18 protein-coding genes are annotated in these 26,572 nt (G+C 65.1%); 12 read left to right on the forward strand and 6 right to left on the reverse strand.

Translation table 11 applies throughout. The features are described from left to right. Nucleotides 1-398: 398 nt before the first annotated feature. The 4 genes from K0B96_RS02620 (at nt 399) to K0B96_RS02635 (ending at nt 13,597) form a co-directional block, all read left to right on the forward strand. Nucleotides 399-9,905 (forward strand): immunoglobulin domain-containing protein, encoded by a 9,507-nt coding sequence (locus K0B96_RS02620; RefSeq protein ID WP_220163509.1) that lies wholly within the window; start codon nt 399-401, stop codon nt 9,903-9,905. A 74-nt stretch (nt 9,906-9,979) separates the two neighbouring features. Further along, a complete protein-coding gene (locus K0B96_RS02625) occupies nt 9,980-11,281 on the forward strand; it encodes an oligogalacturonate lyase family protein (RefSeq protein WP_220163511.1) in 1,302 nt (433 codons plus the stop codon). A 239-nt stretch (nt 11,282-11,520) separates the two neighbouring features. Beyond that, nucleotides 11,521-12,294 (forward strand): phytanoyl-CoA dioxygenase family protein, encoded by a 774-nt coding sequence (locus tag K0B96_RS02630; protein WP_220163513.1) that lies wholly within the window; start codon nt 11,521-11,523, stop codon nt 12,292-12,294. Nucleotides 12,295-12,307: 13 nt separating this feature from the next. Further along, entirely contained in the window at nt 12,308-13,597 is a 1,290-nt protein-coding gene (locus K0B96_RS02635; RefSeq protein ID WP_220163515.1) for an alpha-L-rhamnosidase-related protein, read from the forward strand. Between the two features lie 48 nt (nt 13,598-13,645). On the opposite strand, the gene K0B96_RS02640 is transcribed toward K0B96_RS02635, so the two are convergent. Then, nucleotides 13,646-14,101 (reverse strand): nuclear transport factor 2 family protein, encoded by a 456-nt coding sequence (locus K0B96_RS02640; RefSeq protein ID WP_220163525.1) that lies wholly within the window; start codon nt 14,099-14,101, stop codon nt 13,646-13,648. 5 nt (nt 14,102-14,106) lie between these two features. Next, on the reverse strand, nt 14,107-14,505 hold the full coding sequence (gene yciA / locus K0B96_RS02645; protein WP_220163527.1) for an acyl-CoA thioester hydrolase YciA: 399 nt from the start codon (nt 14,503-14,505) through the stop codon (nt 14,107-14,109). Between the two features lie 179 nt (nt 14,506-14,684). Here yciA and deoC point away from each other — a divergent pair, with 179 nt between their 5' ends. The 8 genes from deoC (at nt 14,685) to K0B96_RS02685 (ending at nt 23,147) form a co-directional block, all read left to right on the forward strand. Beyond that, complete coding sequence (deoC, locus tag K0B96_RS02650; RefSeq protein WP_220163535.1) at nt 14,685-15,617, forward strand: deoxyribose-phosphate aldolase; 933 nt, start codon at nt 14,685-14,687, stop codon at nt 15,615-15,617. A 14-nt stretch (nt 15,618-15,631) separates the two neighbouring features. Continuing rightward, nucleotides 15,632-16,021 (forward strand): GxxExxY protein, encoded by a 390-nt coding sequence (locus K0B96_RS02655; protein ID WP_220163537.1) that lies wholly within the window; start codon nt 15,632-15,634, stop codon nt 16,019-16,021. 125 nt (nt 16,022-16,146) lie between these two features. Continuing rightward, on the forward strand, nt 16,147-17,577 hold the full coding sequence (locus K0B96_RS02660; protein WP_345779921.1) for an aldehyde dehydrogenase family protein: 1,431 nt from the start codon (nt 16,147-16,149) through the stop codon (nt 17,575-17,577). A 59-nt stretch (nt 17,578-17,636) separates the two neighbouring features. Continuing rightward, nucleotides 17,637-19,016 (forward strand): POT family MFS transporter, encoded by a 1,380-nt coding sequence (locus tag K0B96_RS02665; RefSeq protein ID WP_220163542.1) that lies wholly within the window; start codon nt 17,637-17,639, stop codon nt 19,014-19,016. Then, the gene (locus K0B96_RS02670; protein WP_220163544.1) at nt 19,013-19,879 is read left to right on the forward strand and encodes an aldehyde dehydrogenase family protein; all 867 of its coding nucleotides are present in this window, start codon (nt 19,013-19,015) and stop codon (nt 19,877-19,879) included. Before K0B96_RS02665 ends, K0B96_RS02670 begins: the two co-directional genes overlap by 4 nt. 126 nt (nt 19,880-20,005) lie before the next feature. Next, nucleotides 20,006-21,493, forward strand: a complete 1,488-nt coding sequence (locus K0B96_RS02675; protein WP_220163547.1) for an ATPase domain-containing protein — start codon at nt 20,006-20,008, stop codon at nt 21,491-21,493. A 1-nt stretch (nt 21,494) separates the two neighbouring features. Next, nucleotides 21,495-22,745, forward strand: a complete 1,251-nt coding sequence (locus K0B96_RS02680) for a sensor histidine kinase (protein ID WP_220163549.1) — start codon at nt 21,495-21,497, stop codon at nt 22,743-22,745. Nucleotides 22,746-22,748: 3 nt separating this feature from the next. After that, entirely contained in the window at nt 22,749-23,147 is a 399-nt protein-coding gene (locus K0B96_RS02685) for a response regulator (protein ID WP_220163550.1), read from the forward strand. Nucleotides 23,148-23,187: 40 nt separating this feature from the next. Here the strand turns inward: K0B96_RS02685 and K0B96_RS02690 are convergent, their stop codons facing one another. The 4 genes from K0B96_RS02690 to K0B96_RS02705 form a co-directional block, all read right to left on the reverse strand. Next, nucleotides 23,188-23,574: a SpoIIAA family protein gene (locus K0B96_RS02690; protein WP_220163552.1), complete on the reverse strand. Its 387-nt coding sequence runs from the start codon at nt 23,572-23,574 to the stop codon at nt 23,188-23,190. An 89-nt stretch (nt 23,575-23,663) separates the two neighbouring features. Next, on the reverse strand, nt 23,664-24,398 hold the full coding sequence (locus K0B96_RS02695; protein WP_220163555.1) for a YqjF family protein: 735 nt from the start codon (nt 24,396-24,398) through the stop codon (nt 23,664-23,666). A 148-nt stretch (nt 24,399-24,546) separates the two neighbouring features. Next, on the reverse strand, nt 24,547-25,011 hold the full coding sequence (locus K0B96_RS02700; protein WP_220163557.1) for a ferritin-like domain-containing protein: 465 nt from the start codon (nt 25,009-25,011) through the stop codon (nt 24,547-24,549). Nucleotides 25,012-25,122: 111 nt separating this feature from the next. Then, nucleotides 25,123-26,565 (reverse strand): arylsulfatase, encoded by a 1,443-nt coding sequence (locus tag K0B96_RS02705; protein ID WP_255558818.1) that lies wholly within the window; start codon nt 26,563-26,565, stop codon nt 25,123-25,125. Nucleotides 26,566-26,572 lie beyond the last annotated feature (7 nt).

Here is a 26,572-nt window from a genome sequence, read left to right on the forward strand (position 1 = left end):
GGGGCCTCGAAGCGGGAAACTCAAGCAGCGGACAATTTTGGGGTCAGCAGCTGGAAGGATGCCTGCCTATCAGACGAATTTTACAAGAAATTGGGCATCGGCGCCGCACGGGCCCCTGCTGAGAGTTGACCGCTGGGGGCGGATTCCCAATGTCGCCCGCGATGTTCCGTCGTGTAATTCTTATAATCGTGGTGGTTTTGGCAGTGGGTTTGTTGGGGCGGTGGCTTTCGCACCGGACCGGCGGAGGTCCGACGAGCCCCATGGCGGCAGCGAAGAATGACGCTGGGTCGGCGGCACTCCCGGCTGCGAAGGGAACGCCGAATTCCCGCGTCGATGAGAAGCAGCCGGCTGCTTCCGCGAACTGGACGTCATTTCCTGTCTTTGGCGCGCACGGAGCGGTGACTTTGAGCGACATCCCGGCGGGGCGGTTTCACGATCAAGTGGCGCGGTTGGCGGCCGGACCGCAGGCGCGGACGCTGCACCAGCTCGAGACGTTGCACGCGCCGCTCAATGACGTCAGATCGCTGCGCGTCGATGCGCGCGGAAGTCTGTATTACGTCTGCACGATTCCGGGTGCGCAGAAGGAGGCGATTGCGACGACAACAAGCAGCGAGAGGAAGGCGGTGATGGAGGGCGCCATGCGGGCGGCCGGCGAGTCGCCCAGCGGCAGCCAATCGTATGCAGCCGCGGCGGGCGCGGCGGTGCCGGTCTCGGCACCTCCCATCCGGCATAGCAGACCGGGGGCGGAGAATGTCATCTATCTGAATTTCAGCGGTTATACAGTCAAAGGAACCGCGTGGAACGCGGAGCTGGCGAAGGCGGAGTTCGACTGCGTGCCTTACGATACGGATTCGGATCCGACGACGTTCAGCGCGAGCGAGCAGGCGGCGATAGTGGCGATCTGGCAGCGGGTGGCGGAAGACTACCGGCCTTTTGATGTTGATGTGACGACGGAGCGCCCGGCGGTTTTTACCAGCCGCACGGCGCATGCCCTGATCACGCGCAACACCGACGTGGAGTATAAACCGAATCCGGACAGCGACACCGCGAGCGGCGTGGCGTATGTCGGCGTCTTCGGCGGAGCGGATTATCAAAGCCTGAGCCCGGCGTTTATCTATTGGAATCTGCTGATCGATGTTTCCGCGATCGCGGATACGATTTCGCATGAGGTCGGCCACAATCTCGGGCTGACGCACGATGGGACGGCGACCGAGGAATACTATCGGGGCCATGGGATCGGCGAAACGTCGTGGGGGCCGTTGATGGGTGCGCCGAACAAATCGAACGTCACGCAATGGTCGAAGGGTGAGTATCGCGGGGCCAACAATCCGCAGGACGACATCGCGATCCTGACCGGAAATCTGGGGCGTCGGGCGGACGATGCGGGAGATAACGTGGCGGCGGCGAGTGAGATGGCCGCAGGCGGAGCGGGATGGACGGCGGGGGGCGTGATTGAGGCGAACACGGACAGCGATGTGTTCGCGTTTACGGCGGACTGGCCGAATGTGGCGATCACCGTTTCGCCGGACCGGCCGGCGGGGAGCGCCACGGGCGGCAACCTGGACGTGGTGGCGGAGTTGCTGGATGCGAGCGGGACGGTGGTGGCGCGGGCCGATCCGGCCAACCGTACGTCGGCGATCATCGTGCAGGATGTAGCGCCGGGTAGATATTATGTGCGAGTGAGCGCGACCGGGACGGGCAATCCGTGGGCGGATTCCCCGACGGGTTATACGAGTTACGGTTCGGTGGGCGGCTATACGATCGCGGTGGTGTCTCGTCCGCGCATCACGCCGGCCCGGAATGTTGTGGCGCCGGGTCAGGCGATCGCGCTCGAGGGTGCGGTCGGAGGCGGTTCCGGGCTGACGTTTCGTTGGAAGAAGGACGGGACGTTCATCAATGGCGCGACGACGGCGACATTGAACGTGGGGAATGCGGGCCGCGGAGACAGCGGGGCCTATACGCTGGAAATCACGGATGGAAATTCGGTCACGCGGCGAGGCACGGCGTTTGTACAGGTGGCGCCGGCGCAAACGGAATTGCGGATGTGGGGCAGTAACGACCGGGGGCAGACAGCGGTGCCGGCGGACTTGCACACGGCGGTGAGCGTGGCCGCGGGCGATGATAACACTTTGGTGATCGAGGCGGATGGGACGGTGCTTGGTTGGGGGCTCAACGACTCAGGCGACATGCGTGTGCCGGACGGTCTCCATGCCGTAGTCGCAGTGGCAACGGCGGGAGAGCACGCGCTCGCGTTGCGGGCAGACGGGACCGTGATGAGTTGGGGACAAGCCGATGGTTTCAGTGTGAGGGGCGTGCCGGCAGATCTCGCGGACGTCGTGGCGGTGGCGACGGGCGGGAAGCATAATCTCGCGTTGAAAGCGGATGGGACGGTCGTCGCCTGGGGGGGCGACGAGAAGGGCCAGACTGACGTGCCGGATGGGCTGGTGGATGTGGTGGCCGTGGCCGCGGGGGATGAGCATTCGCTCGCGTTGAAACGGGATGGGAAGGTGGTCGCCTGGGGCTCGAATTATGGCGGAGCGACGTATGTGCCGACTGGCCTGACGAATGTCGTGGCGATCAGCGCTGCGGCGAACGGATCTCTCGCGCTGAAAGCGGATGGGACGGTGGTGTTTTGGGGCATTGGCTACAATGGCCCGAGCAATATTCCGGCGGATCTGGCGCAGGTGAGCGGAGTGGCGTTGGGCGCGGAACACGTGATTGCGCGGAAGGGGGACGGGACGGTGGTGGGCTGGGGCTCGAATTCCTTTGGCCAGACGGATAATTCGCTCGGCTTGACCGACGTGATTGGCGTCGCGGCAGGGCGGGCGCACACGGGGGCGTTGCGCGACGCGAGCCGCGATCACGTGCCCACGATCACTGTGGGGCCGCTGACGCAGAGCGTGGCAGAGGGCACGGACGTGACGTTGAGCGTGGAGGCGAGCGGCGGGGGAGCGCAGTTGTTTTATCAATGGCGGAAGAACGGGGAAGTCATCGCGGGCGCGACGACGGCCACGTTGGCGCTGGACGAAGTCACTTCCGCGGCCGGGGGTAGCTACGACATCATCGTGACCGACTGGCTCGGCAGGACGCCCTCGTCGCCCGCCGTGCTGACCGTGAATCCCTTGCCGGGCGTCACGAGCCGCAGCAATGCGCGACAGGTTTTGAGTCCGGGCGACACGCTGACATTGAACGTGGCGGCGACGGGCGCCGGTGCGTTGCATTATCAGTGGCGGCGCAACGGGCGCGTGCTGGCGGGCGAGACCGGCGCAACGTTGAGCAAGCCGGCCATGGCCGTGGCGGACAGCGGCACGTACATCGTGGAAGTGACCGACGACTGGGGGACGCGACGGGTGCCGTTCTTTGTGAACGTCATGCCCGCGTCAACGCGCGTCGTCATGTGGGGCGACGGCGGCGATCCGGCGCTCGGTGCGGTGCCGGCAGATCTGACGGATGCGGTGGCGCTGGCGGCCGGCTATCGCTTTTCGCTCGCGCTGCGGCGCGACGGCACGGTGGTGGGCTGGGGCCAGTCCAATGGTTGGGGCCAGGCGACACCGCCCGCCGGGCTGACCGACGTGGTGGCCATTGCGGGTGGGTTGTATCATGCGCTGGCGTTGCGGGCGGATGGGACGGTGGTGGCTTGGGGAAGCCGGGGCGGCGATGCTTTGACGCTGCCGAGCGGTCTCTCCGACGTCACCGCGTTGGCCGGCGGTTCGGGGAATTCGACGTCGCTAAGGTTAAACGGCAAGGTCGCGACTTGGGGAGACGGAGGCTCCTACGGGCCGATGCCGGCGAACCTCCGCGATGTCATTGCGATCGCTTCCGGGGCTTATCACCGGTTGGCGTTGAAATCGGACGGCACAGTGGTCGCGTGGGGTTCGAACACTCGCGGGGAATCCACGGTGCCGGCGGGTCTCAGCGATGTGACTGCGATCGCGGCGGGCGGACAGATTTCGTTGGCGCTAAGAGCGGACGGCACGGTGGTCGCCTGGGGCGACAAGCCATTTCCGGGCACGCAAATGCCGACGGACTTGAAGGACGTCGTGGCGATTGCGGTCGGGAGCACCGTGGCGGTGGCGTTGAAGAGCAATGGCACGCTGGTGACGTGGGGTGCCAAAGTCGATGGGGCGAACATTCCCGCGGCGGTGACCAATACCCTCGCGGTCGCCATGGGCACCGCGCATGGGCTGGCGTTATGCGATATGAGCCGGGACACCGCACCGGTGTTGACGACGGCTCCCGCGGACCAAGTGGTTGCGGAAGGACGCGATGCGACGTTCACGGTGGTGGTCAACGGCAGTGCGCCGCTTTCATATCAATGGCGGAAGGACGGCGTGCCGGTGGCCGGCGCGACAAATGCCACGCTGACCATCGTCGCCGCGGTGCCGAGCGAAGCAGGCCGATACGACGTCGTGGCGACAAATTTGAGGGGCACGGTGACATCGCCGGCCGCCACCCTCACCGTCCGCCCGTTGCCAATTCTCACGAGCTGGTCGCCGGCGCGGCAGCGAGTCGCGCAGGGCCAGTCGTTTTCGTTGGCGGCAGCGGCGACGGGCACGGGGGGTTTGCATTACGAGTGGCGGCACGATGGCCGCGTGATTCCCGGGGCGACCGCGGCGACGTTCGAACGAGCGGAGACATCGTCGACGGACGGCGGACTTTATACGGTGGTCGTCACGGACGACGTGGGCAGCCGCAGCTACGTGAGCGTGGTTGTGGTCGCGCCCACGGCGACCGAAGTGCGGGCGTGGGGCTCCAACGGCTATGGACAAACGAATGTGCCGGCCAATCTTGGGAACGTCGTGTCGGTGGCGGCCGCAGGCGAGCATTCGCTCGCGTTGCAGGGAGACGGCAAGGTCGTCGCGTGGGGCCGCAATGCCTACGGGGAATCCACCGTGCCCGGCGCCCTGGGGCCGGTCGTGGCGATTGCGGGCGGCACAACGTTTTCGGTGGCGGTGACGGACGCGGGCCGCGTGGTGGCGTGGGGCGACAACGCTGCCGGGCAGTTGAACGTGCCCGGCGACCTCAGCGAGGTCGTCGCGGTGGCCGCGGGCGAGGGATTTATCGTGGCGCTGAAAGCTGATGGCACCGTGCGCGCGTGGGGCACCAATCGTTTCGGAGAGTCGACCCCGCCGAGCAGGCTGGGGAACGTGACGGCGATCGCCGCCGGTTCGAGCAACGCACTGGCCGTCAAGGCGGATGGCACGGTGATCAGATGGGGTTCGAATGACGCGGCCTTGGACGTGCCGGCAGACTTGACGGATGTTGCGAACGTGGCGAGCGGAGGGCTTTATGCGATCGCGACCAAGAGAGATGGGACAGTCGCCAGTTGGGGTGGCGGTCTGGCGCCCGCGCCGGCCGGGACCAGCACTGTCGCGACGGTGGCGGTGGGGCCGGGCCACGCCTTGGTGGCCCGGACAGATGGAAGTGTCGTGGGCTGGGCGAACAGCAACGTTCCTCAGACGACGCCGCCGGCCAATCTCGCGAACGTAATCGCGGTGGCGGCGGGCAACGGGCATGAGCTCGCTTTGCGCGACGCGTCCGGGGGCAAGGCGCCGGTCATCCTGACGCAGCCGCGGGATCAAACGGTGGTCGAGGGAACCGCGACGATCTTGTCGGTGAACGCATCGGGAGGACCGTCGGTGTTGCGCTATCAGTGGCAAAAGGACGGCGCGGAGGTGGCCGGAGCCACGACGGCAGTGCTGGCACTCACCAACGTCACCGGTGGCGGGAGCGGGCGCTATACGGTCGTGGTGAGCAACGACCTGGGCACGGTCACTTCGCTGGCCGCGACGTTGACGGTGCGGCTGCTGCCGGTCATCAGCGCCAGCAGCGCGGCGCGACTAGTGATCGCGCCCGGGCAACCCCTGGCGCTGTTTGTCACCGCGAGCGGAACGGGAAGTTTGCATTACCAATGGTATAAAGATGGCTCCGCTCTGCCGGGAGCGACGGCCGCCACTTATAACAAAAACGCCGCCGTCGTGACGGACAGTGGAAATTATTGGGTGGAGGTGAGCGATGAGGTGGGGGTGCGCGGGTCCGCGAAAATGAGCGTCCTCGTCAGTGGGGTGCGGACGGAGATCCGCGGGTGGGGAAAGGGCGTCGGCGCAAACGTGCCCGCGGGGATTTATGATGCGGTCGCGGTGGTGGCGGGAAATTTTTACGCCCTGGCGTTGCGGGCGGATGGGACGGTGGTCAGCTGGGGCTCTAGTTATGGCGGAGCGGCGCAGGTGCCCGCTGGCCTCACCAATGTGATCGGCCTGGCGGGGGGCAGCTCGCAGTCCTATGCGTGGCGCGCCGACGGGACCGTGGTGGGTTGGGGCCAGCCGTCGGGCGAGATGAACGTGCCGCAGGGGCTTTCCGACGTGATCGCTTTGGCGGCGGGGGATTTTCATGTGCTCGCTTTGCGGGGCGATGGCACGGTCGTGGCGTGGGGCAACGCGACGCAAGGAGCCCAAGCCGTCCCCGCGGGACTGGCTCACGTCACGGCGATCGCGGCGGGTCGCGCGCATTCGCTCGCTCTGAAATCCGATGGCACGGTGACGGGCTGGGGATCGAATGCGTGGGGACAGGCCACCCCGCCGGCCGGGCTTAAGCAAGTGGTGGCGATCGCGGCGGGTGGCGATCTTTCCGTGGCGTTGAAACGCGATGGCACGGTGGTCACGTGGGGTCTCGGGGCGGCGGATATCACCAGGCCGCCGCAGGGGCTGACCGACGTGGTCAAGATTGCCGCGGGCAATGCCTTCGCGCTGGCCGTGCGCGCGAATGGGAGCGTCACGGCCTGGGGCTACGATACGAGCCTCGCGGTGAGCACGGCACCGGCGTTGCGCGACGTGGTCAACGTCGCCGGCGGATATGACTTCGGGCTGGCCCTGCGCATGGCCGCCAACGATCCCGCACCGGTGATCACCGCTCAGCCCATTCCCGCCACAGCTGTGGAGGGCTCGTCGGCGACGTTAAACATTGCAGTCAAGGCCGGCGATTCCTCTCCCGTGTTTGAGTGGAGGAAAAACGGCGTTTCGCTCGGTCAGTCGATTCAGTCGCAGCTCACGCTGACGAACATCACGCCAGCGGATGCGGGCGGCTATTCGGTCGTCGTGACCAACAGTGGCGGCTCGGTGACGAGCGAGGCGGTGGCTTTGACCGTGGTGCCGCTGCCGAGGATCGTGCGGCCGGCGAAACCGCGGCAGCTTTTGCGCGCGGGGGAGCCGCTGACGCTGGCGATCGCGGCGGAAGGCACCGGGACTTTGCACTACCAGTGGTTCCGCAACCGGCGGCCGATCGACGGAGCCACTCAGGCGAGTTACGTGCGGCCGTCGTGCACGGTGGCGGACAAGGGACTTTATTGGGTGGAGGTCAGCGACGATGTCGGCCTGCGGCGGAGCCGCCTCCTCAGTGTAAGCGTAGCGCCACAGGTGAGTGCCGTGGTGGCGTGGGGCGATGTGCTGACCTACAATTTGCTGCCCGACAAGGTAACGGATGTAGCCGAGATGGCGGGCGGCACCCAGTTCGCGTTCTATTTGCATGCGGATGGCACGGTCAGCGTGGTCGGCAATCCGGGCGTGGCCCACGTGCCGGCCGGACTGGCAGGAGTGGTCGCCATCGGAGCGGGCGGTTGGCAAGCGATGGCCGTGAAGGCCGATGGTTCGGTGGTCCAGTGTGGTAGCAACCTATATCCGGCCCCGGCGTACTTGACCGATGTCGTGGCCGTGGCCGCGGGCAATGGACATTGTCTCGCGTTGCGGGCGGACGGCACCGTGGTCGCATGGGGTGACAACAGAAACAACCAGACCACCGTGCCGGCGGGTTTGACCAACGTCGTGGCCATTAGCGCCGGGCAGGATTCCTCAGCGGCGGTGACCGCGGACGGCACGCTCTATTGCTGGGGTTACGGAGGTTCATGGATAGTCACGCGGGATGCCGTCGCGGTGGCGACGGGAACCGATGCCACGCTGGTCCTCAAGAGCGACGGAACGGTCTTTATGCAGAGATACGGATCGCATGGGGAGTCGAGCGTGCCGGCGGGGCTCGCGAACGTGGCCGAAGTGGTCGCCGGTTCGCTGCATCTGGTGGCGTTGAAATCCGACGGCACGGTGGTGGCGTGGGGCCAATCGTCCCTCGGAAAAACCGTGGTGCCCGCCGGTCTCGACCGCGTCGTGGGCATAGCGGCAGGCAGCGATTTTTCGCTCGCCCTGCGCGAGGCGGCACCGGCGAGTGCGCCCGCGATCGTGACTGCGCCGGTCGGCCAACGCGTGCTGGCGGGACGCTCAGCGGAATTTCGCGTGAGCGTCGTGGGAACGCCGGCCCTGACTTTCCAGTGGAAAAAGAACGGAGCCGCACTTCCCGGAGAAACGGCGGCGACACTGAAACTAGCGGCCGTGGAGGCTTCCGATGCGGGCGCCTACAGCGTCACCGTGACCAATGCGCAAGGCAGCGCGACCAGTGCAGCGGCGACGCTCACGGTCGTGCCGCGTTCCGCATTTGCGGGTAGCTATTTCGGGACGTTTGGCTCGGGCGGCGCGTGGGGATTGCACGTGCGCGACGACGGCACGGCGGTGCTGGTCGCGGACTTGCGGAGCCGGCAGAGCGCGCTCGTGGTGGAGTTCAGCGTGGCGGCGGACGGCACGTTTGACGCACTGGGCGCGGAGATGCGCTCTTCGCTACAAACGCCGGCGGGCGGGCGTTGGGCGGCGGCGCCGCTGGCAAGCGATTTCTCCCTCACCGGACAGATCGGCGGAAACGGTGCGATCGCCGGCAACCTGACGGGCCTGGGCGAAACGTTCTCGGGCGCGCTCGACGCGGCGAACGGTGCAGCGCACGCGCGAGCGGGCTATTATACAGCGACGGCGCTCGCGGCTGACGCCGGCGAAACATATCTCGTGATCGGTCCGTCCGGGCAAGCCGTCGCGGTGGTCACAGCGCCGGGGCGGGTCGAGAGTGCGGCCGGCATCGTCGACGCCGGGGGGCAGTTGGCGGCGACGAGCGGCTCGCACTCTTCGATCAACGTTGCGGTGGGTTCGGCTGGAGAAAATGTCAGCGTGAGCGTGCTTCCGGCGGGCGCGGCGGCGGCGATTCGTTACGCGGGATTGTCCGATCGCGTGGCGCCGGTGGCGCGGTTCACCAATCTCTCGATTCGCAGCCGCGCTGGAGCGGGATCGCAGACCCTGATTGTCGGTTTCGTGGTCAACGGCGCGGGCACGATGCCGCTTTTGGTGCGGGGCATCGGTCCCGCGCTGAGCGCGTTTGGCGTCACCAATGCGGTGCCTGATCCGCGTCTGCGATTGTTCGACGCGCACGGGACGGAAGTGGATGGGAACGACAACTGGAACGGCTCGCTGGCGTTGCGCGACGAGTTCCGGATCGTGGGGGCGTTCGAACCGGCGGCCGACTCCAAGGATGCCGCGCTTTACTCCGAGCGGCCGGCGGGAGCCTATACGTTCCACGCGGTGACCAATGACGGGACGGAAGGCGTGGCGTTGGCGGAACTGTATGTCGCCGACGCGGGACCGGGCACCACGGATCTGGTGAACATCTCGGCGCGGACTTACGTGGGCACGGGAGACGATGTGTTGATCGCGGGCTTCGTCGTGGCCGGCAACGCGCCGAAGCGGTTGTTGATCCGCGGATTGGGGCCGACACTGGCGGGGTATGGCGTGACGGGCGTGCTGGCGAACCCGGTGCTGCGTGTTTTTGAAGGCGGGACGGAAATCGCGCTGAACGACGACTGGCAGGGCGGGGCGGACTTGAAGGCCGCGTTTGCGACGGTGGGGGCGGCGCCGATGGCGAGCGACTCAAGTCAGGATGCGGCGTTGCTGATCACGCTGGAGCCGGGAATCTACACGGCACAGGTGAGCGGCGTGAGTGGCTCCGCGGGGGTGGCGTTGGTGGAAATCTTCGCGCTGCCGTGAGGAGATAGGCGGAGAGCGGAGCGTGGAGGTTTAGGCCGGAACTGGTCGGGCGCGAAGGGCTCTAAACCTCGCGCATGTTGCCCCTCGCCGAAAACTCTCCTTCGCTCGCGGACGCCGCCCTGGTCACGCCACGCCCCGAGTCGCCGGCCACGGCGAATTGCCAGTTGCTCTACTTCACTTCTTCCAGCGCCACGGAGGACGGGGCCGTGCTGGCGGCGATTACGGACGAGTATTCAACGAAGGAGGGCGGAGCGAGTCTCGCGCGCATCGACCGGCAGGCGCACGCGATGGAGCCGCTCGCGATTTTTGAGGGGCCGGCGGTGCAGGCGTATCCTTATTTCGCGCGGCCGCGCGCGGCGGATCCGGCCAAGGAGTATCTTTACAACGGTCCGGTCGCGACGCACGGGTTGAACAAATCGAGCCCGTGCCTGCATCCGGCGTCGGGGGATTTGTTTTTCGTGTGGGTGCGTGAGGATGGGTGCAATCAACTCGATTGCGTGAATCTGCACTCGGGGCTGCGGCGGCAGGTGACGGAGTTTCCGGCGGATCGCACGGTGGCGTATTGTCATCTCGATTGCCTGGGCGCGCATCTGCTCGTGGCCTTGGCGGATGCGCGGGTGCTGGCTCTGGGCGCGAAGCGGGACAGCAATCGCGGAGTGTCGGAGGCGTTTGGGCGCCTCGGGTTGACGACGCGGCTCGTGGAGGTGGAGGTGGCGTCGGGCGCGAGCGAAGTGCGTTGGGAAGACCAGGGCTGGGTCACGCACGTGCAATATCATCCGCAGCATCGCGACACCGTGTTGTTTAATCGCGAATGGACCTGGCCGCTGGGGACGCAGCGCATGTGGCTCAAGCAGCGGGGCGAACCGCCGGTGCAGGTGCGCCGTCCGGAGCGGCCGGTTCAGTTCCGGGTGTCGCCCGATCTGGCGCTCGACGATGTGGCGCATGAAGTGTGGCAGGAGGACGGCACGGCAATCATCTACCACGGCATGCAGTGGGACGCGGGCGATTTTCCGGAGCAATTCGTCGGGCGCGCGCCTGTCAATGCGACGGCGCCGTTGCAGGAGATTTCTCTGCCGCGCGAGGTGGTGTCGTTTTACGGACATTTCTATCCGAGCGCGACCGGCGATTTCGTGATCACGGATGCCGTGGCGAACGAGCGCGGGCGGGCGCAGCGCAAGGGCAATTTGATTTCGCGGCTGGACATGGACTGGGTGAACGGGTCGATGCGCGTGACGCCGTTGTGCGAGAGCAACGCGTCGTGGCATACGCAGGACAATCATCCGCATCCGGTGCTCTCACCCGATGAGAGTGAAGTGTTGTTTACGTCGGACGGCAGCGGCGTGCGGCAGATTTACTCGGTGCCGGTGGCGCCGTGAGTTGCAGGATCGCCATCGGGGCGAGCGCGAGCGGCGAGTAGGGCGGGGCGCTTCGGAGCGCGGCGCGGGTGACCGGGCGAGGAGAGCTGGCGAAGCGTGGGCACACGTGAGGCAGCGGACTAGGGCAAGCTTCGAGCGAGGATCGGGCGCGGTTGCCGGTTGAGTCTTGCGGCGGGGAAGGCGGTGCACAGATTGCCGCGAAACCCGCCCTTACCCTGTTTTGATCGAGCCTTACTCCCATGCTCACTTACGATCAGGTGCAATTGTTTGACCGCGACGGCTACGTGCTCGTGCCGGACGTGTTTACGCCGCAGGAAATCGAAATCCTTGTCGCCAACGTGGGTGGCGCCCGCACGAAGAAGCACGAGGGCAACATGCCCGATGCGGCGGGGCGTTCGAGCAAGCTCTCGCTGTGGGCCGACATCGGCGACGATGTGTTTGGGGCGGTGAGCGCGAGTCCGCGCGTGGTGAACAACGCGCGCATCTTGTTGCGCGAGGAAGTTTATCACTGGCACAGCAAAGTGATGCTGAAGGAGCCGCGCGTGGGCGGGGCGTGGGAGTGGCATCAGGATTACGGATATTGGTATGGCGACGGCTGTCTCTACCCGCGGATGATCTCGTGCATGATCGCGCTGGACGCAGCGACGCGCGAGAACGGGTGTTTGAAGGTGATTCCCGGTTCGCATCTGCTCGGGCGTTTCGACCACGGGCGCGTGGGCCAGCAGGCGGGCGCGGATCAGGAGCGCGTGGCCGCGGTGGCGGAGCGGCTGGGGGTGGTGTATTGCGAAGCTCCCGCGGGAAGCGCGCTGTTTTTCCACGGCAACACGTTTCATGCGTCCGAGGCGAATCTATCGGACCGGCCGCGGCGCGCTTACATTTGCTGCTACAACGCGTTTTCCAACGTGCCGTATGGCGGCCACGGGCACGGGCGGCCGGAGCCGATCGCGGTTGCTCCGGATGATGCGATTTTGCGATTCACCACGGCGAGTGAGCCGACGACGGCGGCGCGGTGAGGAGACGCCGCGGATGAATGAAGACGCTCAAGTATTGAGCGCGGCGCTGACGGCGGCCGTGCGGAAGAACTTGGAACCCGCAGCCACGGAGCGGGCGTATCAAGGGCATTTCACCATCGTGGCCGACGGCCACTGGTTCGGGGCGGAGAACACGTGGCCGGGGCTTGATTCGTGGCAGATGGCGGGCGCGTATTTGTCGCTGGGGCGCACGCAACTCGTGACCGACTACTTCGCCTACGTGCGCGCCTCGCAGCGGGCGGACGGCAACATCCCCTTCGCGATTTTTGCGACGGAGCCGCCGCCGGAACATTTGGCTACGTATTTGAAAGGCCTGCGGCTGACCGAGGACGCGTTTACTTACCCGGTGAAAGGTGGCGGCGGGGAGCGAACGTGGGTTGGACTGTTCAGTCATTGGATCGCGGGGATCAATCCGCTCGGGGCGCTGGGCGCGACCTGCTACCTGTTGATGGCCGATGAAATTTTCGCGACGACGGGCGACTTGGCGTGGCTGGCGCGCAACCTCGCGTCGATCACGGCGGCGGGAAATTATTTGAGCACGCGGCGCAGCGAGAATGGCTTGATCGCGGGGGCGGGATTTTATGTGGAAATGCCGCCGCGGCATCAGTGGGACGGGGTGGCGCAATGCTACATCGTGCGCGCATGGCGGGGACTGGCGCGATTGTGTGAGGCGGCGGGGCGAGGCGACGAAGCGCGGCGCTGGCGCGCGGAAGCGGAGGCGCTGGCGGGGCGGTTTCGGGAGGTGTTTTGGCGGGGCGACCATTTCGCGGAATACGTGCATCCGGTCCGCGGCGTGGTGGACGAGCACGGGTTGAGCGATGTAAATTGGGCGGCGGTCGCGTGGGACGTGGCGACGCCGGAACAGGCGGACGCGTTGTGGCCGCGCCTGATGGCGGAGGAGAGTTTCTGGCACGGCGACATGCCGACGCAGACGGTCTCGAAGCCGTTCGTTTACCAGGAGTGGGAGTTCTACCAGTCGCACGAAGACGTGGGCTTCAAGCCCGCGGTGGGACCACTCTACGACGTGGCGGCGATGGGGCGCGTGTGGTTCCTGGAGGCGCTGGCGTGCCTGCGGCGCGGCGAGACGAAACGGGTGCGTGAGGGGGCGCTGCGGGTGGCGCGGGCGGGGTTGAAGAACGACGGTTACTGGCAGGAACGCTACCATCCGCTGCAGATCAACGAAGTGCACGCCTGCGGGCCGAAGGGGTATTGCGAATACGCGGCAGTATTTACGCGAGTGGTGCTGGGCAACCGCGGGTTGTTCGGCGATGTGACGTTGGCCTGACGGGGTTGCGCGCCAGTCGTCGGGTGCCCGCGGGCGGCAGGCGTGGCGCTATTGCTTGTCCGAGGTGTCGGCGAGCGACGACTGGTAAGCGACGAGGCGCCAGGTGCCTTCTTCGCGGCGCCACACGGCGAGAAAGCGGATGCGCATATGCGTGTGCTGCGAGCCGAGCGCGACGCTGGCGAGCACGCGGCCGGTGGCGACGGCGGCATCGGCGACGAGCGGAGTGACGTTCATCTCCTCGTAGTCGTAGCTTTCGTAGCGCATGCGCTGGGCGGAGACGGCGGCGAGGTATTCGTCCTTCGATTGCACGCGGCCGTCGGCGTAGCCGTAGGTCAGTGCGCTGGAGAGCAAGGGGGCGAGTTGCGTGACGTCGGCTCGCATCGTGGCACGGACGCGGGCGGCGTCGGCCGTGCGGATTTGGGCGGCGATCGAGTCGGGCGCCGCAGCGCAGACGGAAGCGGCGAAGACGCAGGCAGCGGCGAGGACGGCGAAGAGGCGGCGCATGGGAATCAGCGTTGGACGGGTTGAGGCTGACCGTGATCGTCGATGGCGACGTAGGTGTAGATGCCGTGCGTGACGCGTTGCTCGGCGGGGGCGCCGAAGCGGTGCACCCAGGCTTCAATCTTGATGCGCATGGAGGTGCGGCCGACGCGGTCGACGCTCGCGTAACACGTCACGACATCGCCGGTGAAGACGGGAGCGACGAAGCTCATGGCATCGACGGCGACCGTGACGACGCGGCTGCCGGCGGTTTCGCGGGCGAGGATGGCGCCGCCGAGATCCATTTGCGACATGAGCCAGCCGCCGAAGACGTCGCCATTGGCATTGGTATCGGCCGGCATGGCGAGCGTGCGGATGACGACCTCGCCCGTGGGCGAAGGCGGTTGGGAGGCAGCGGGAGTTTCCATGGCGGGCGCGGGACCGGTCGCGATGGAACGGAGAGAAGCGCGGTGCAGGACCGACAGCCAGAAAAAGTTGTGGTGCGGGGCGTGGGCGCGAGCGACGGCGGGGCGGCGCCGGAGAGGGGCGAACGCGGCGTTGGAGTTTTCCGTTGTTTCCGGGCGAGGGCTTTGCAGAGTGGGCGCGCATGAGCGCAACCGCGAGCTTTCGCCGATTGTTGAACGAAGTCGGGCCCGTGGACCAAGTGGGCATCGACGAACGTGTCGCCAAGTTCACCACGCGCAGCATCAAGAAGGCGTCGAAAGTGAAGGGATTGAAGCTGGCGGTCTCGATGGTCGATCTCACGACGCTCGAGGGCAAAGACACGCCCGGCAAAGTGGCCTCGCTGTGCCAGAAAGCGCTCGCGCCGCACGACGGGCTGGATTGTCCGCAGGTCGCGGCGGTGTGCGTGTACCCGGCGATGGTGAAGCATGCGCGGCGCGCGTTGGGCGAGGACACGGCGGTGCGCATCGCGTCGGTGGCGACGGCGTTTCCCTCGGGTCAGGCGCCGCTCAAGACGCGCCTGGCGGAAGTGACGGCGGCCGTCGGCGACGGCGCGGACGAGATCGACATGGTGATCAACCGCGGGGCGTTTCTGGCGGGCGAGTTTCAACGCGTGCAGGATGAGATCGTCGCGGTGCGCGAAGCGTGCGGCGAGGCGACGCTCAAGGTGATTCTCGAAGTCAGCGAATTGGAGACTTACGACAACATCCGCGCGGCGTCGTTTCTCGCGATGCGCGTGCTGCGGCCGGACGATTTCATCAAGACGAGCACAGGGAAAACGTCGCTCAATGCGACGTTGGGCAACAACCAGGTGATGCTCGAGGCGATCCGCGATTTTTACCTCGCTACGGGCGTGGCGATTGCGATGAAGCCGGCGGGCGGGATTCGCACGGCGAAGCAGGCGCTGCACTTTCTCGTGGCGGTGAAGGAAACGCTGGGTGACGAGTGGTTGAACAATACGCGTTATCGTTTCGGTGCGTCGTCGCTGTTGAACGATCTGCTGCGGCAGTTGGAGAAGGAAAAAACGGGTGCCTACCAAGCGCCCTACTACTTCAGCGAAGCGGCGGAGAGCTACTGAGTTTTTAACCACAGATGAACACGGATGCACACAGATATGACGGACCGCAGTCACAGCTCACTTTCGCGGTCATCGGTTGTGCTATGGAGGTATTAAACGGTCTGGGGGCCGGCTTGCACGAAAAGCCCTACGAGAACGCTTTGGTTGTGGAATTCAAATTGCGGGGCATCGCGAGTGAACAACAGCGCCGGTTTCCCGTGGATTACAAGGGCGTCGCTGTCGGAGAATATATACCGGACTTGATTGCGGGCGATGCCGTCATTGTGGATGCCAAAGTCATCGATCACATCACTGATGTGGAGCGCGGTCAGATGCTCAATTATCTTCGCATCGCGGGCCTGAAAGTCGGATTGATCATCAATTTTAAGCGCTCGAAGCTGGAGTGGGAGCGAATGATCTCCTGAGCCATCTGTGTGCATCTGTGTTTATCTGTGGTTAAAAAATCATGCCAACTTTGACTGAGAGAAAACCCTCTCGTCCGTCCGCTCGGGCGGCCGGGCGGCCGCTGCCTGAATTGATTTTCGGCGATCTGTGGGAGTTCGATCCGGCGCCGGAGACGGCCGATCCGAAACTGAAGGCGCGTTACGATCTGTTCATCGGCGGCAAATTCGTCGCGCCGGCGGCGGGCAAATACTTCGATTCGATCAATCCGGCGAACGAGCAAAAGCTGGCGGAAATCGCGCAGGCGAGCGCGACGGATGTCGACGCGGCGTATGCGGCGGCGAAGAAGGCGTTCGAGACCACCTGGGGCAAGATGCCCGGCCGCGAGCGCGCGAAATACATTTTTCGCATCGCGCGACTGCTGCAGGACCGCGCGCGGGAATTCGCGGTGGCGGAAACGATGGACGGCGGCAAGCCGATCAAGGAATCGCGCGACTTCGACGTGCCGATGGCGGCGGCGCATTTCTTTTATCACGCGGGCTGGGCCGACAAACTCGATTACGTGGCGCCGGGCCGGAGGATCGCGCCGCTCGGGGTGGTGGGGCAGGTGATTCCGTGGAATTTCCCGCTGCTCATGCTGGCGTGGAAACTCGCGCCGGCCCTGGCGATGGGGAATTGCATCGTGATCAAGCCGGCGGAATCCACGAGCATCACGGCGCTCAAGCTCGCGGAGATTTTTCAAGACGCGGGATTGCCGCCGGGCGTGGTGAACGTGGTGACGGGTTTCGGTGAAACCGGCGCGGCGGTGATGAATCATCCGACGGCGGCGAAGGTGGCGTTCACCGGGTCGACGGAGGTGGGCAAGATCATCATGCGTTCGCTGGCGGGCACGGATAAGAAGATGACGATGGAGCTCGGCGGAAAGGCGGCGAATGTGGTGTTCGACGACGCGCCGATCAACCAGGCCGTCGAAGGCGTGGTGAACGGGATTTTTTTCAACCAGGGCCATGTGTGTTGCGCGGGGTCGCGGTTGCTGGTGCACGAGCCGGTGGCGGACGAGTTTCTCGCGAAATTGAAAACGCGGATTCGCGTGCTGCGGGTGGGCGATCCGCTGGACAAGAACACGGACGTCGGCGCGATCAACTCGCGCGAGCAGCTCAAGAAGATCGAGATGCTCGTGGCGGCGGGTGTGAAGGAAGGCGCGGAGATTTACCAGCCGCCGGGCCGGCTGCCGACGAAGGGTTTCTATTTCAAGCCGACCGTTTTTTCGGGCGTGAGCATGAGTCATCGCATCGCGCGCGAGGAGATTTTCGGACCGGTGTTGAGCGTGCTGACGTTTCGCACGCTCGAAGAGGCGGTAGAAAAAGCGAACAACACCGCGTATGGCCTCAGCGCCGGCGTCTGGACCGACAAAGGCTCGCGCATCCTGAAGATGTCGACAGAGCTGAAGGCGGGCGTCGTGTGGGCGAATACGTATAATAAATTCGATCCGGCGTCGCCCTTTGGCGGCTATAAAGAAAGTGGCTTCGGTCGCGAAGGCGGCCGGCAAGGGCTGCTCGATTACTGCAAACTCATTTAACGCCTCGGACGCCGCCCGCCGGCGTCCGGACGCGGTCCCGCGCGCTTCCACCCCAAATCATGTCGCATCAACCTTATCTTACGGCCCCGCAAAAATTGAGCACGATGCCGCCGGGCATTCCTTACATCGTGGGGAATGAGGCGGCGGAGCGCTTCAATTTTTACGGAATGCGCGCGGTGCTCGTCGTGTTCATGACGAAGTATCTCGTGGATCGCGCGGGTGCCGTCGCGCCGATGAGCGAGAACGATGCGAACGCCTGGTATCACTGGTTTGTGGCGTCGAACTACTTTTTCCCGGCGCTGGGCGCGATCGTGGCGGATGCGTTTTGGGGCAAATACCGGACGATCATCGGACTCTCGCTGGTTTATTGTGCGGGCAGTCTCGTGCTGGCGTTTGATCACACGCGGCTCGGACTCGGGCTCGGCCTCGGATTGATCGCGCTGGGCGCGGGCGGCATCAAGCCGTGTGTGTCCGCGCACATCGGCGATCAGTTCAGCGGCGACAACAGCCATCTCCTCTCGCGGGCGTTTGGTTGGTTCTATTTCTCCGTCAACTTCGGTTCGTTTTTCTCGATCCTGCTGATCCCGTGGCTGCTCGATAAATATGGCGCGGGCTGGGCGTTCGGAGTGCCGGCGGCACTGATGCTCATCGCGACGTGGGTGTTTTGGCTGGGCCGCTACAAGTTCGCGCATATTCCGCCGGTCGGTCGGACGTTCCTGCGGGACACGTTCGATCGCGAAGGACGAAGCGCGATCGGCCGTCTTTCGATCATCTTCGCGTTCGTGGCGGTGTTCTGGTCGTTGTGGGACCAGAGCGGCGGCGAGTGGGTGTTGCAGGCGGAGAAAATGAATCTGCACTTCCTCGGGATCAACTGGCTGGCGTCGCAAATCCAGGCGGTCAACGCGATCATGATCCTGGCGTTCATTCCGCTGTTTCAATACGTGATCTATCCCGCCGTGAGCCGCGTGTTTCCGCTCACGCCGTTGCGCAAGATCGGGCTCGGGCTGATCGTCACGGGTTTGTCGTTTGTCGTCAGCGGTTGGATCGAGCACCAGATTGGCCTCGGCCTGAAGCCAAGCATCGGGTGGCAGATGCCGGCTTACGCGCTGCTGTCGGCAGGCGAGGTGATGGTGTCGATCACGTCGCTGGAGTTCGCTTATACGCAGGCGCCGAAGAAGATGAAATCGATCATCATGTCGCTCTACCTGCTCTCCGTCTCGGCGGGCAACGCCTTCACTGCGCTGGTGCACGTGTTCATCGAGAATCCCGACGGCACGACGAAGCTGCAGGGCGCCGCCTACTATAATTTCTTCGCCGCGCTCTCGATCGGATGCGTGGCGGTGTTCGTGTTCGTCGCGAAGCGTTATCGCGAAAAAACCTATCTCCAGGATTCGTCGACCGCCGCGGAAGCCGAGGCCGACACCATCGCTTCCCAATGAGCCGCCTGCCTGTCACCAAAACACCGAAGGTCTACGTTGGCGGGGCGTTCATCCGCTCCGAGAGCGGACGGACGTTTCCGCTGAACGACGCCGCCGGCGAATTCTTCGCCAACATCCCGCAATGCACGCGCAAGGATTTGCGCAACGCCGTCGAAGCCGCCGCCAAGGCCGGTCCGGGCTGGGCGAAGCGCACGCCGTATAATCGCGGACAGATCATCTACCGGCTGGGCGAGATGATCGAGGCGCGGCGCGGTGACATGACCGACGCGCTCGCGGTGGGCGGCGCCTCGAAGGCGGCGGCGGCGAAGGAAATCGATGCCACGATCGACCGGCTGATTTACTACGCAGGCTGGGCCGACAAATACGAGCAGGTGCTGGGCAACGTGAATCCGGTGGCATCGCCGCATTTCAATTTCACGGTCACGGAACCGACGGGCATCGTGGGCGTGCTTGCGCCGGACGCGGCGCCGTTGCTGGCCCTCGTATCGCTCATCGCGCCGGCGATCACCTGCGGCAACACGGTGGTGGCGGTCGTGGCGGAGCAAGCGCCTTATCCGGCCATCGTGCTGGGCGAGATGCTGGCGACGAGCGATCTGCCGGGCGGCGTGGTGAATTTGTTGACGGGCTGGCGCAAGGAACTCGTGCCCACGCTCGCGACGCACACGCATCTGCGGGCGATCTCCGGCGTGGCCGGCGCCGACGAACGCAAAGCGATCAAGCTCGGCGCCGCCGACAGCGTGAAACGCGTGCACTTGCGGAAAGCCGAGGAGGCGATCGATTGGTTCGCGGACGCGGAGCAGAGCGTTTACGCGATTCGCGACTTGGTGGAGTTCAAGACCACGTGGCATCCCATCGGCGCGTGAAGCGGCCCGCCAAGTTGGTGGCGGGCCAGCGTCTTCGGCGTGAAGAATTCCGCATGGGCTGTCCGGGAAATTTACCGATTCGATTTATTTTGCCGCGGGCGGCGGGAATAGGAAAAAAATATGGGGATGGCACCCTCCCATGAAGATGCAGTATCGCCGACGGGCGTAGCCGGTTTGGACGAGATTCTCCGCGGCGGCTTGGTGGCGAACCGGTTGTATTTGCTCCTCGGAGCGCCCGGCGTGGGCAAGACAACGGTGGCCTTGCAATACCTGCTGCACGGGGCGCGGGAGGGAGAGCGCGGCCTCTATATCGCGTTGTCGGAGACGCGGGCGGAAATCGAGTCCGTGGCGCGTTCGCACGGCTGGCCCCTGGACTCGATTTCAATCTTCGAACTCTCCGCGCTCGAGCAACAACTGGCCGAGGAGGCGCAGAACACGGTGTTTCATCCCGCCGATGTGGAGTTGAACAAAACGACGCAACTGCTGCTGGATCGCATCCAGGAAGTGAAGCCGCGGCGAGTGGTGCTCGATTCGCTCTCGGAGTTGCGGTTGATGTCGGACTCGGCGCTGCGTTACCGGCGGCAAATGCTGTCGTTGAAGCAGTTTTTCGCGGGCGAGCAGATGACGGTGCTGCTTTTGGACGATCACTCAGCGGATGGCGGCGACCTGCACGTGCAGAGCATCGCGCACGGCGTGATTTCGCTGGAGCAAATCGTGTCGGACTATGGATCGGAGCGGCGCCGGATCCGGGTGAACAAGATGCGGGGCGTGAATTTTGCCGGCGGTTATCACGATGCCATGATCGTGCGGGGTGGCGTGGTGGTCTTTCCGCGGCTGATCGCTTCGGACCACGGCCGGGCGTATGCGCGGGATGAAGTGGTGTCGGGAAATGCAGAACTGGACAGCCTGCTGGGCGGGGGGCTGCACCGCGGCACCAGCGCGCTTTTGCTCGGACCGGCGGGCACGGGTAAATCGACCGTGGCGTTGCAATTCGCCGTCGCCGCGGCGGAGCGGGGGCAGCGTGTGTTGATGTGCCTGTTCGAGGAAAATCTCGACACGATGAAGGCGCGGGCGAAATCGGCGGGAATCCAGGCGGAGGCGTTGATCGCCTCCGGGCAGATCAAGGTAATGCAGGTCGATCCGGCCGAATTAACGCCGGGCGAGTTCGCACACATCGTCGTGCAGCACGCCCAAGATCCCAACATTGGCATCGTGGTGATCGACAGCCTCAATGGCTATATGCAGGCGATGCCGGACGCGAAGTTCCTGAACATCCAGCTGCACGAACTGCTGGCTTATCTGAACCGGCACGGCGTGCTGACGATTCTGACGGTGGCGCAACACGGCTTGGTGGGGCAGATGCAGACGCCGGTGGATCTGACGTATCTCGCCGACACCGTGATCCTGCTGCGGTATTTCGAACAAGGCGGCCGGATTAAAAAGGCGATTTCCGTCATCAAGAAGCGCATCGGCGCGCACGAGGATACGATCCGGGAGTTTCAAATCTCGAGCGCGGGGCTGCGGCTGGGTCCGCCCTTGGAGGAGTTCCAGGGGGTGTTGACCGGCGTCCCTGTGTTCAAGGGCCGGGCGGAACAGATGATGGAAAGCAAATAAGATGGCGGCGGGGACGAGCGATCGCGACGTAGTGCTGGTGATGGCGCCCATCGGCGCCGATGCGGCAAACATTGAAACGGTGCTGCGCCGGGGCGGCGTGGCGACGCAGGCGTGCGTGACGGATCTCGACCTGAAACTGGCCCTGCGGGAGGACTGCAGCGCCATCGTCTTGACGGAGGAAGCGCTGGTATCGCCCGTGCAAAAAGTGCTGGCGGCGGCGTTTGCGGAGCAACCGCCCTGGTCGGACATTCCGGTGGTGTTGATCGGCGGCGGGGGTTCGACGAACAGCGGAGCGAGCGCGGCGGCCCGGCTGCGCGGCGCGCATCGCACGGTCACCCTGCTGGAACGGCCGCTGCGCGCGACGACGTTGATGGCCACCATTCAAACGGTGCTGTCGGCGCGCCGGCGCCAATACGAAATTCGCGGGTTGTTGAGTGAACGCGATTCGTTGTTGAGTTCGCTGGAGGCGAGGGTGGCGGATCGCACGGCGGATTTGCAGCGTATGGTCGAGGAGATGGAGGCGTTTTCCTACAGCGTGTCGCACGATTTGCGTTCGCCGTTGCGGAGTGTCGCCGGCTACGCCCGGGTGATTGAGGAGGATTTCGGCGACGAGATCCCGGCTGGGGCCAAGGAGTATCTGGAAAAAATCGTCCGGGCGGCGCGGCGCATGGACAGCCTGACGCAGGACGTGCTGGCCTACACGCGGGCGACGCGTTGCGAGATGGAGATCACGGCGGTGGATCTCGACTGGCTGATGGCGGAGGTCATCGAGCAGTATCCGGCGTTGGGCGCCTCGGCCGACTGCATCCGGGTGCGACGGCCGTTGGGCCGCGTGATGGGCCACGTGCCGTCGTTGATCCAGTGCTTTTCGAATCTGCTGGGAAATGCCGTGAAGTTCGTCCCAGAGGGGCGCACGCCGGAAATTCAGGTGTTCGCCGAGCAGCGCGATTCCCGGCGGCGCGTGTCGGTGAAGGATAACGGCATCGGGATCGACCCATTGCATCACGCGCGGATTTTTCGGATGTTCGAGCGTGCCGCGAAGACTCAGTTTGCGGGCACGGGAATCGGGCTCGCGATCGTTAAGAAAGCGGTGGAGCGGATGGGCGGGACGATCGGCGTGATTTCCGCGGCGGGCGCGGGCGCGCAATTCTGGGTGGAGCTGGTGGCTTCCTCCGGGGAAGCAGCGGCGGCAAAGGCCGCGACGGGCACGGTGAACGCCGCGTTGGCGGGGTTGGTGCCGGCGAGAATCTGATTTATGCGTGTCACCGTTTTGGTCGCGGAAGATGACGACGATGACTACTTCTTCACCGCGCGAGTGCTGACTCGCACACGGCAGGCAGAGGTGGTGCGGGTGGAAAGCGGGCGCGCGGTCGTCGATTACCTGCTCGGCGCGGGACCGTATGAGGACCGCGGCAAATTTCCGTGGCCCGATCTGGTGCTGCTGGACTTGAAAATGGGCGAGATGGACGGGCACGGTGTGCTCGCGTGGGTGGCGAAAAACGCGTGGTCGCAGCCACCGAGAATTTTTGTGCTGACCGGCTCGGGGGAATCGCGCGATCGCGAGCGCGTGCAGGCGACGGGCATGGCGGAGGGCTATCTGGTGAAACCGCTCACGCCGGATAACCTCGCGGAAATCCTGAAGCTGCCGGTGTGACGAGGCGGGCGCGATCAAGGCGCCGCTGCCGCGCGCTGAGTCAGCCGGCGGCGTGCACCCATGCGCGAGCGGCAGAGGTTTCAGCGGGCTCGAAGAATTTGATTTCGCCCGGCAACACCAGGTTGGTGAAGCGCGTGCCCCAGCGCTCGCTCGCAGAGTCACCGATGATGGCCGCGCGACCGAAGCGGTTGCCGTTGCGGACATCGTATTTGAGGTCGGCCCAGGCGGCGGCGGGTTCCCAGCCATCGAAATCGTCGAGGACGATGAAAAAGTTAATTTTGGGCCACGACGCCGTGAGGGTTTCGATCTCGGGCAGGAGGCGATCGTAATCGGCGCGGGTGAGTTTGCCGTGCGCGCGAATTTCCAAGGTGTGCGTGGCGGGCACGGTTTCGATGCGCACGTGATCGGAGTGAGTCGTGGTATTCATGGCTCAATTTTCGCCAGGCGATGCGAAGCGCAAACGCCGGGGAAAATTTGCCCGGCGCGAGCACGCCAGCTTCAGCGGACCGTCGAAGACTAAACTCTCTGGGGCGCGTAAGAAACGACCTGCACCCCCGGGGAAAAGTGGACGATTGGATCAGGGCCTGCGGCCGCGAGTCCGCTGCCGGCGAACAGGAGGCGCGGGTCGCCTTCCGCAACGGCGGGCTGCAGCGGCCACGGGGCGTGGTGGATTTCGACACGCGTCAGGCCAGTGGCAGTCGGGGCGGAATAAAGGCAGTATCGCTCCGTCGCCCAGTGAGCAAAAGTCCCGGGAGAGGCAACGAAAGTGGGGCCAGTCGGAAGATAACGCGCACGAAAGGCCGTGTGATCGTCTGCGCGCACGCTCGAGAAATTGAACCAGCCGTCGTGGCGTTGCAGTTGCATCCGCGCAAAATGGTAGGGCAGGCCGTAGAAACGGCGCCCGCCGAAAACGATGGTTCGGGACTCTGCATCCAAGCTGAAAAACCAGACGCCAGGCCGGCCATCCGCTTCAACGTAAGTGCGCACGTTGAGTTCGAGGAACGACGGCATCAGAGGTAGGGGAGCGACTGCCCGAGGCGCCACGCCGGCCATGCGAAACGGCACGACGCCGATCCAAGCGTGGCCGTTGAAGAGCTCCAAATTCAAACCGGGCGGAAGCCGTGCGCCCAGGGGCGCAGGAGCGACTGCGTAGTGCAGGAAGGCGAGATCCAGCCAAGATTGCTGCCACGTCCAGGATCCGCTCGGAAGCGGCCAGGGACGGTGAGCGAGCGTGCGGAGCGAAGGGTGCACGCGGCAAAAATAGACGCCGCGCGGCGTTCGGCGCGAGCGCGGGTTGCGACGAGGCCGCGGGGACGTCGCAAGACGCAGAATTTTCGCCACGTCTCGGCGGGCGCGCAGGAGAGCTCCGCCGGGCGAACGCGAGTGGAGCGGAAACGGCTCAGGCCGCCGGTTCGTCGAGGCGGGGATTATCGATGCCGAGGGCGTCGGCGAGGTCGGTGAGGTGGTCCTGCTCCTGGGCGATGATTTCGCGCAGGACTTCGCTGAGCGCAAACTCACCCATCGCCTCGGCCTGCCGGATGCGTTCGCGGTAAGAAATGATGGTGACGCGTTCGTTTTCGAGGTCGAAGCGGAGCATGTCCTTGGGCTTGTCCGAAAGTTTGACGGGCTTCGGGGCGACGACGGGCGTGCCGTTGAAGTAGTCGATTTGCTTCGCGATTTTGATCGCGTGCTCGAGTTCCTCGGCGGCATGGCGCGCCAGTTCGGCGGCGATGTGCAGGTATTCGGCGCCTTTCATCGTCTGGCTGTAGACGACGTAGGCGATGATGGCTTGGTATTCGCGGGCGAGATCCTCGTTGAGGAGGCGGACCATTTCGTCGCGAGTGGGGGCTTTCGTTTGTTTCATAGGCAACAGTCGCGGGCGCAGGCGTGCGACGCGCGTGAAACCTACGGACCGCGAATGATGCAACGCGTTGCGTGCAATGTGGCGAACCACGCGCAGGCGGACGCGCCGGGCTTATTTCGGTGGATGAACGGGCCAGGCGGGCGAATCGGCGTGAGACGCGCGCAGGTCTGCTTCGAGGCTCGCGAGGACGGCGGGTTGGGCGGCGGCGAGGTTGTGCGTTTCGCCGGGATCGGTGCGGAGGTCGTAGAGTTCGAAGGGGGCGCCGGCTTTCGGTTGCACGATTTTCCACGGTCCGCGGCGGGCGGCTTGGTGAAAACCGCCTTCGTAAAATTCCCAGTAGAGCGGACGGTCGGCGAGGGCGGCTTGGGGGCGCCCTTCCCAGAGCGGGCGCACGCTCACACCGTCGCTCGGTGGCGTGGGTTGGCCGGCGAGATCGGCGAAGGTCGGGAGGACATCCGCGAAATACCACGGCGTATCGTCGGTGCGGCCGGCGGGCGCATGGCCGGGCCAGCGCACGATCATGGGTTCGCGGATGCCGCCTTCGTAGAGATCGCGTTTCAAGCCGCGGAAAGGTCCGGCGGAGGTGAAGAAGGCGGGGTCGTTGCCACCTTCGTGGTGCGGGCCGTTGTCGGAGGTGAAGACGACGATGGTGTCGTCGGCGAGGTGGAGTTCGTCGAGGAGGGCGAGGATGCGGCCGACGTCGGTATCGATGCGCGTGACCATGGCGGCGTAGCGTTTGGCGGCTTCGGGCCAGTCGCGGTCGGCGTATTCGCCGAGGGAAGGAATCTCGAGACCGAGCGGTTCGGATTCGTCGTTGGCGTGCGGGAGCGTGAGGGCGAAGTAGAGGAAGAAGGGGCGGGCGCGTTCGGCGCGGATGAACTTGAGGGCTTCGGCGATGAACAGGTCCTGCGAATGCACGGCCATGTTACTCGACACGCCGGTGCCGAGCGGACCTTCGTCGGGCACGATGTTGGGCAGCGGGACTTTCTCTTCGTTGCGCCAGAGGAAACTGGGGTAGGAGTTGTGCGCGTGGGTCTGGTTGACGTAGCCGAAGAAGTAATCGAAACCCTGCCGCAGCGGGAGGCCGCTGGCTTCCGGGCCGGGATTGCCAAGGCCCCATTTGCCGATGGCGGCGCTGGTGTAGCCGGCGGGTTTCAATACTTGGGCGAGCGTCAGGTCGTCGGGTTGCAGGGCGACGGCGAGCGGGTTGCGCGGGCGGTCGGAGGGCAAGTTGCCGCGCACGCGGCCGTGGCCCGTGTGCCGGCCGGTGAGGAGCACGCAGCGCGCGGGCGCGCAAACGGGGGCGCCGGCGTAGGCGCTCGTGAAGCGAATGCCGTCGACGGCGAGTTGGTCGAGGTGGGGGGTCTTGATCTTGGTTTGGCCGTAGCACCCGAGGTCGCCGTAGCCGAGGTCGTCGGCCATGATGAAAATAATATTGGGCGGGCGGGCCGTGGGCTCGACAGGGGCAGGGGGCTCCGCGGCCCGTAGCAGGCTGAGGGTGAGCAGCGGCAGGAGAAAAGAAGCGAAACAGCGAAACGGGGCGGCAGGTTTCATCGCCTTC

This window comes from Horticoccus luteus (genome assembly GCF_019464535.1).
GTDB classification, from domain to species: Bacteria; Verrucomicrobiota; Verrucomicrobiia; order Opitutales; family Opitutaceae; genus Horticoccus; species Horticoccus luteus.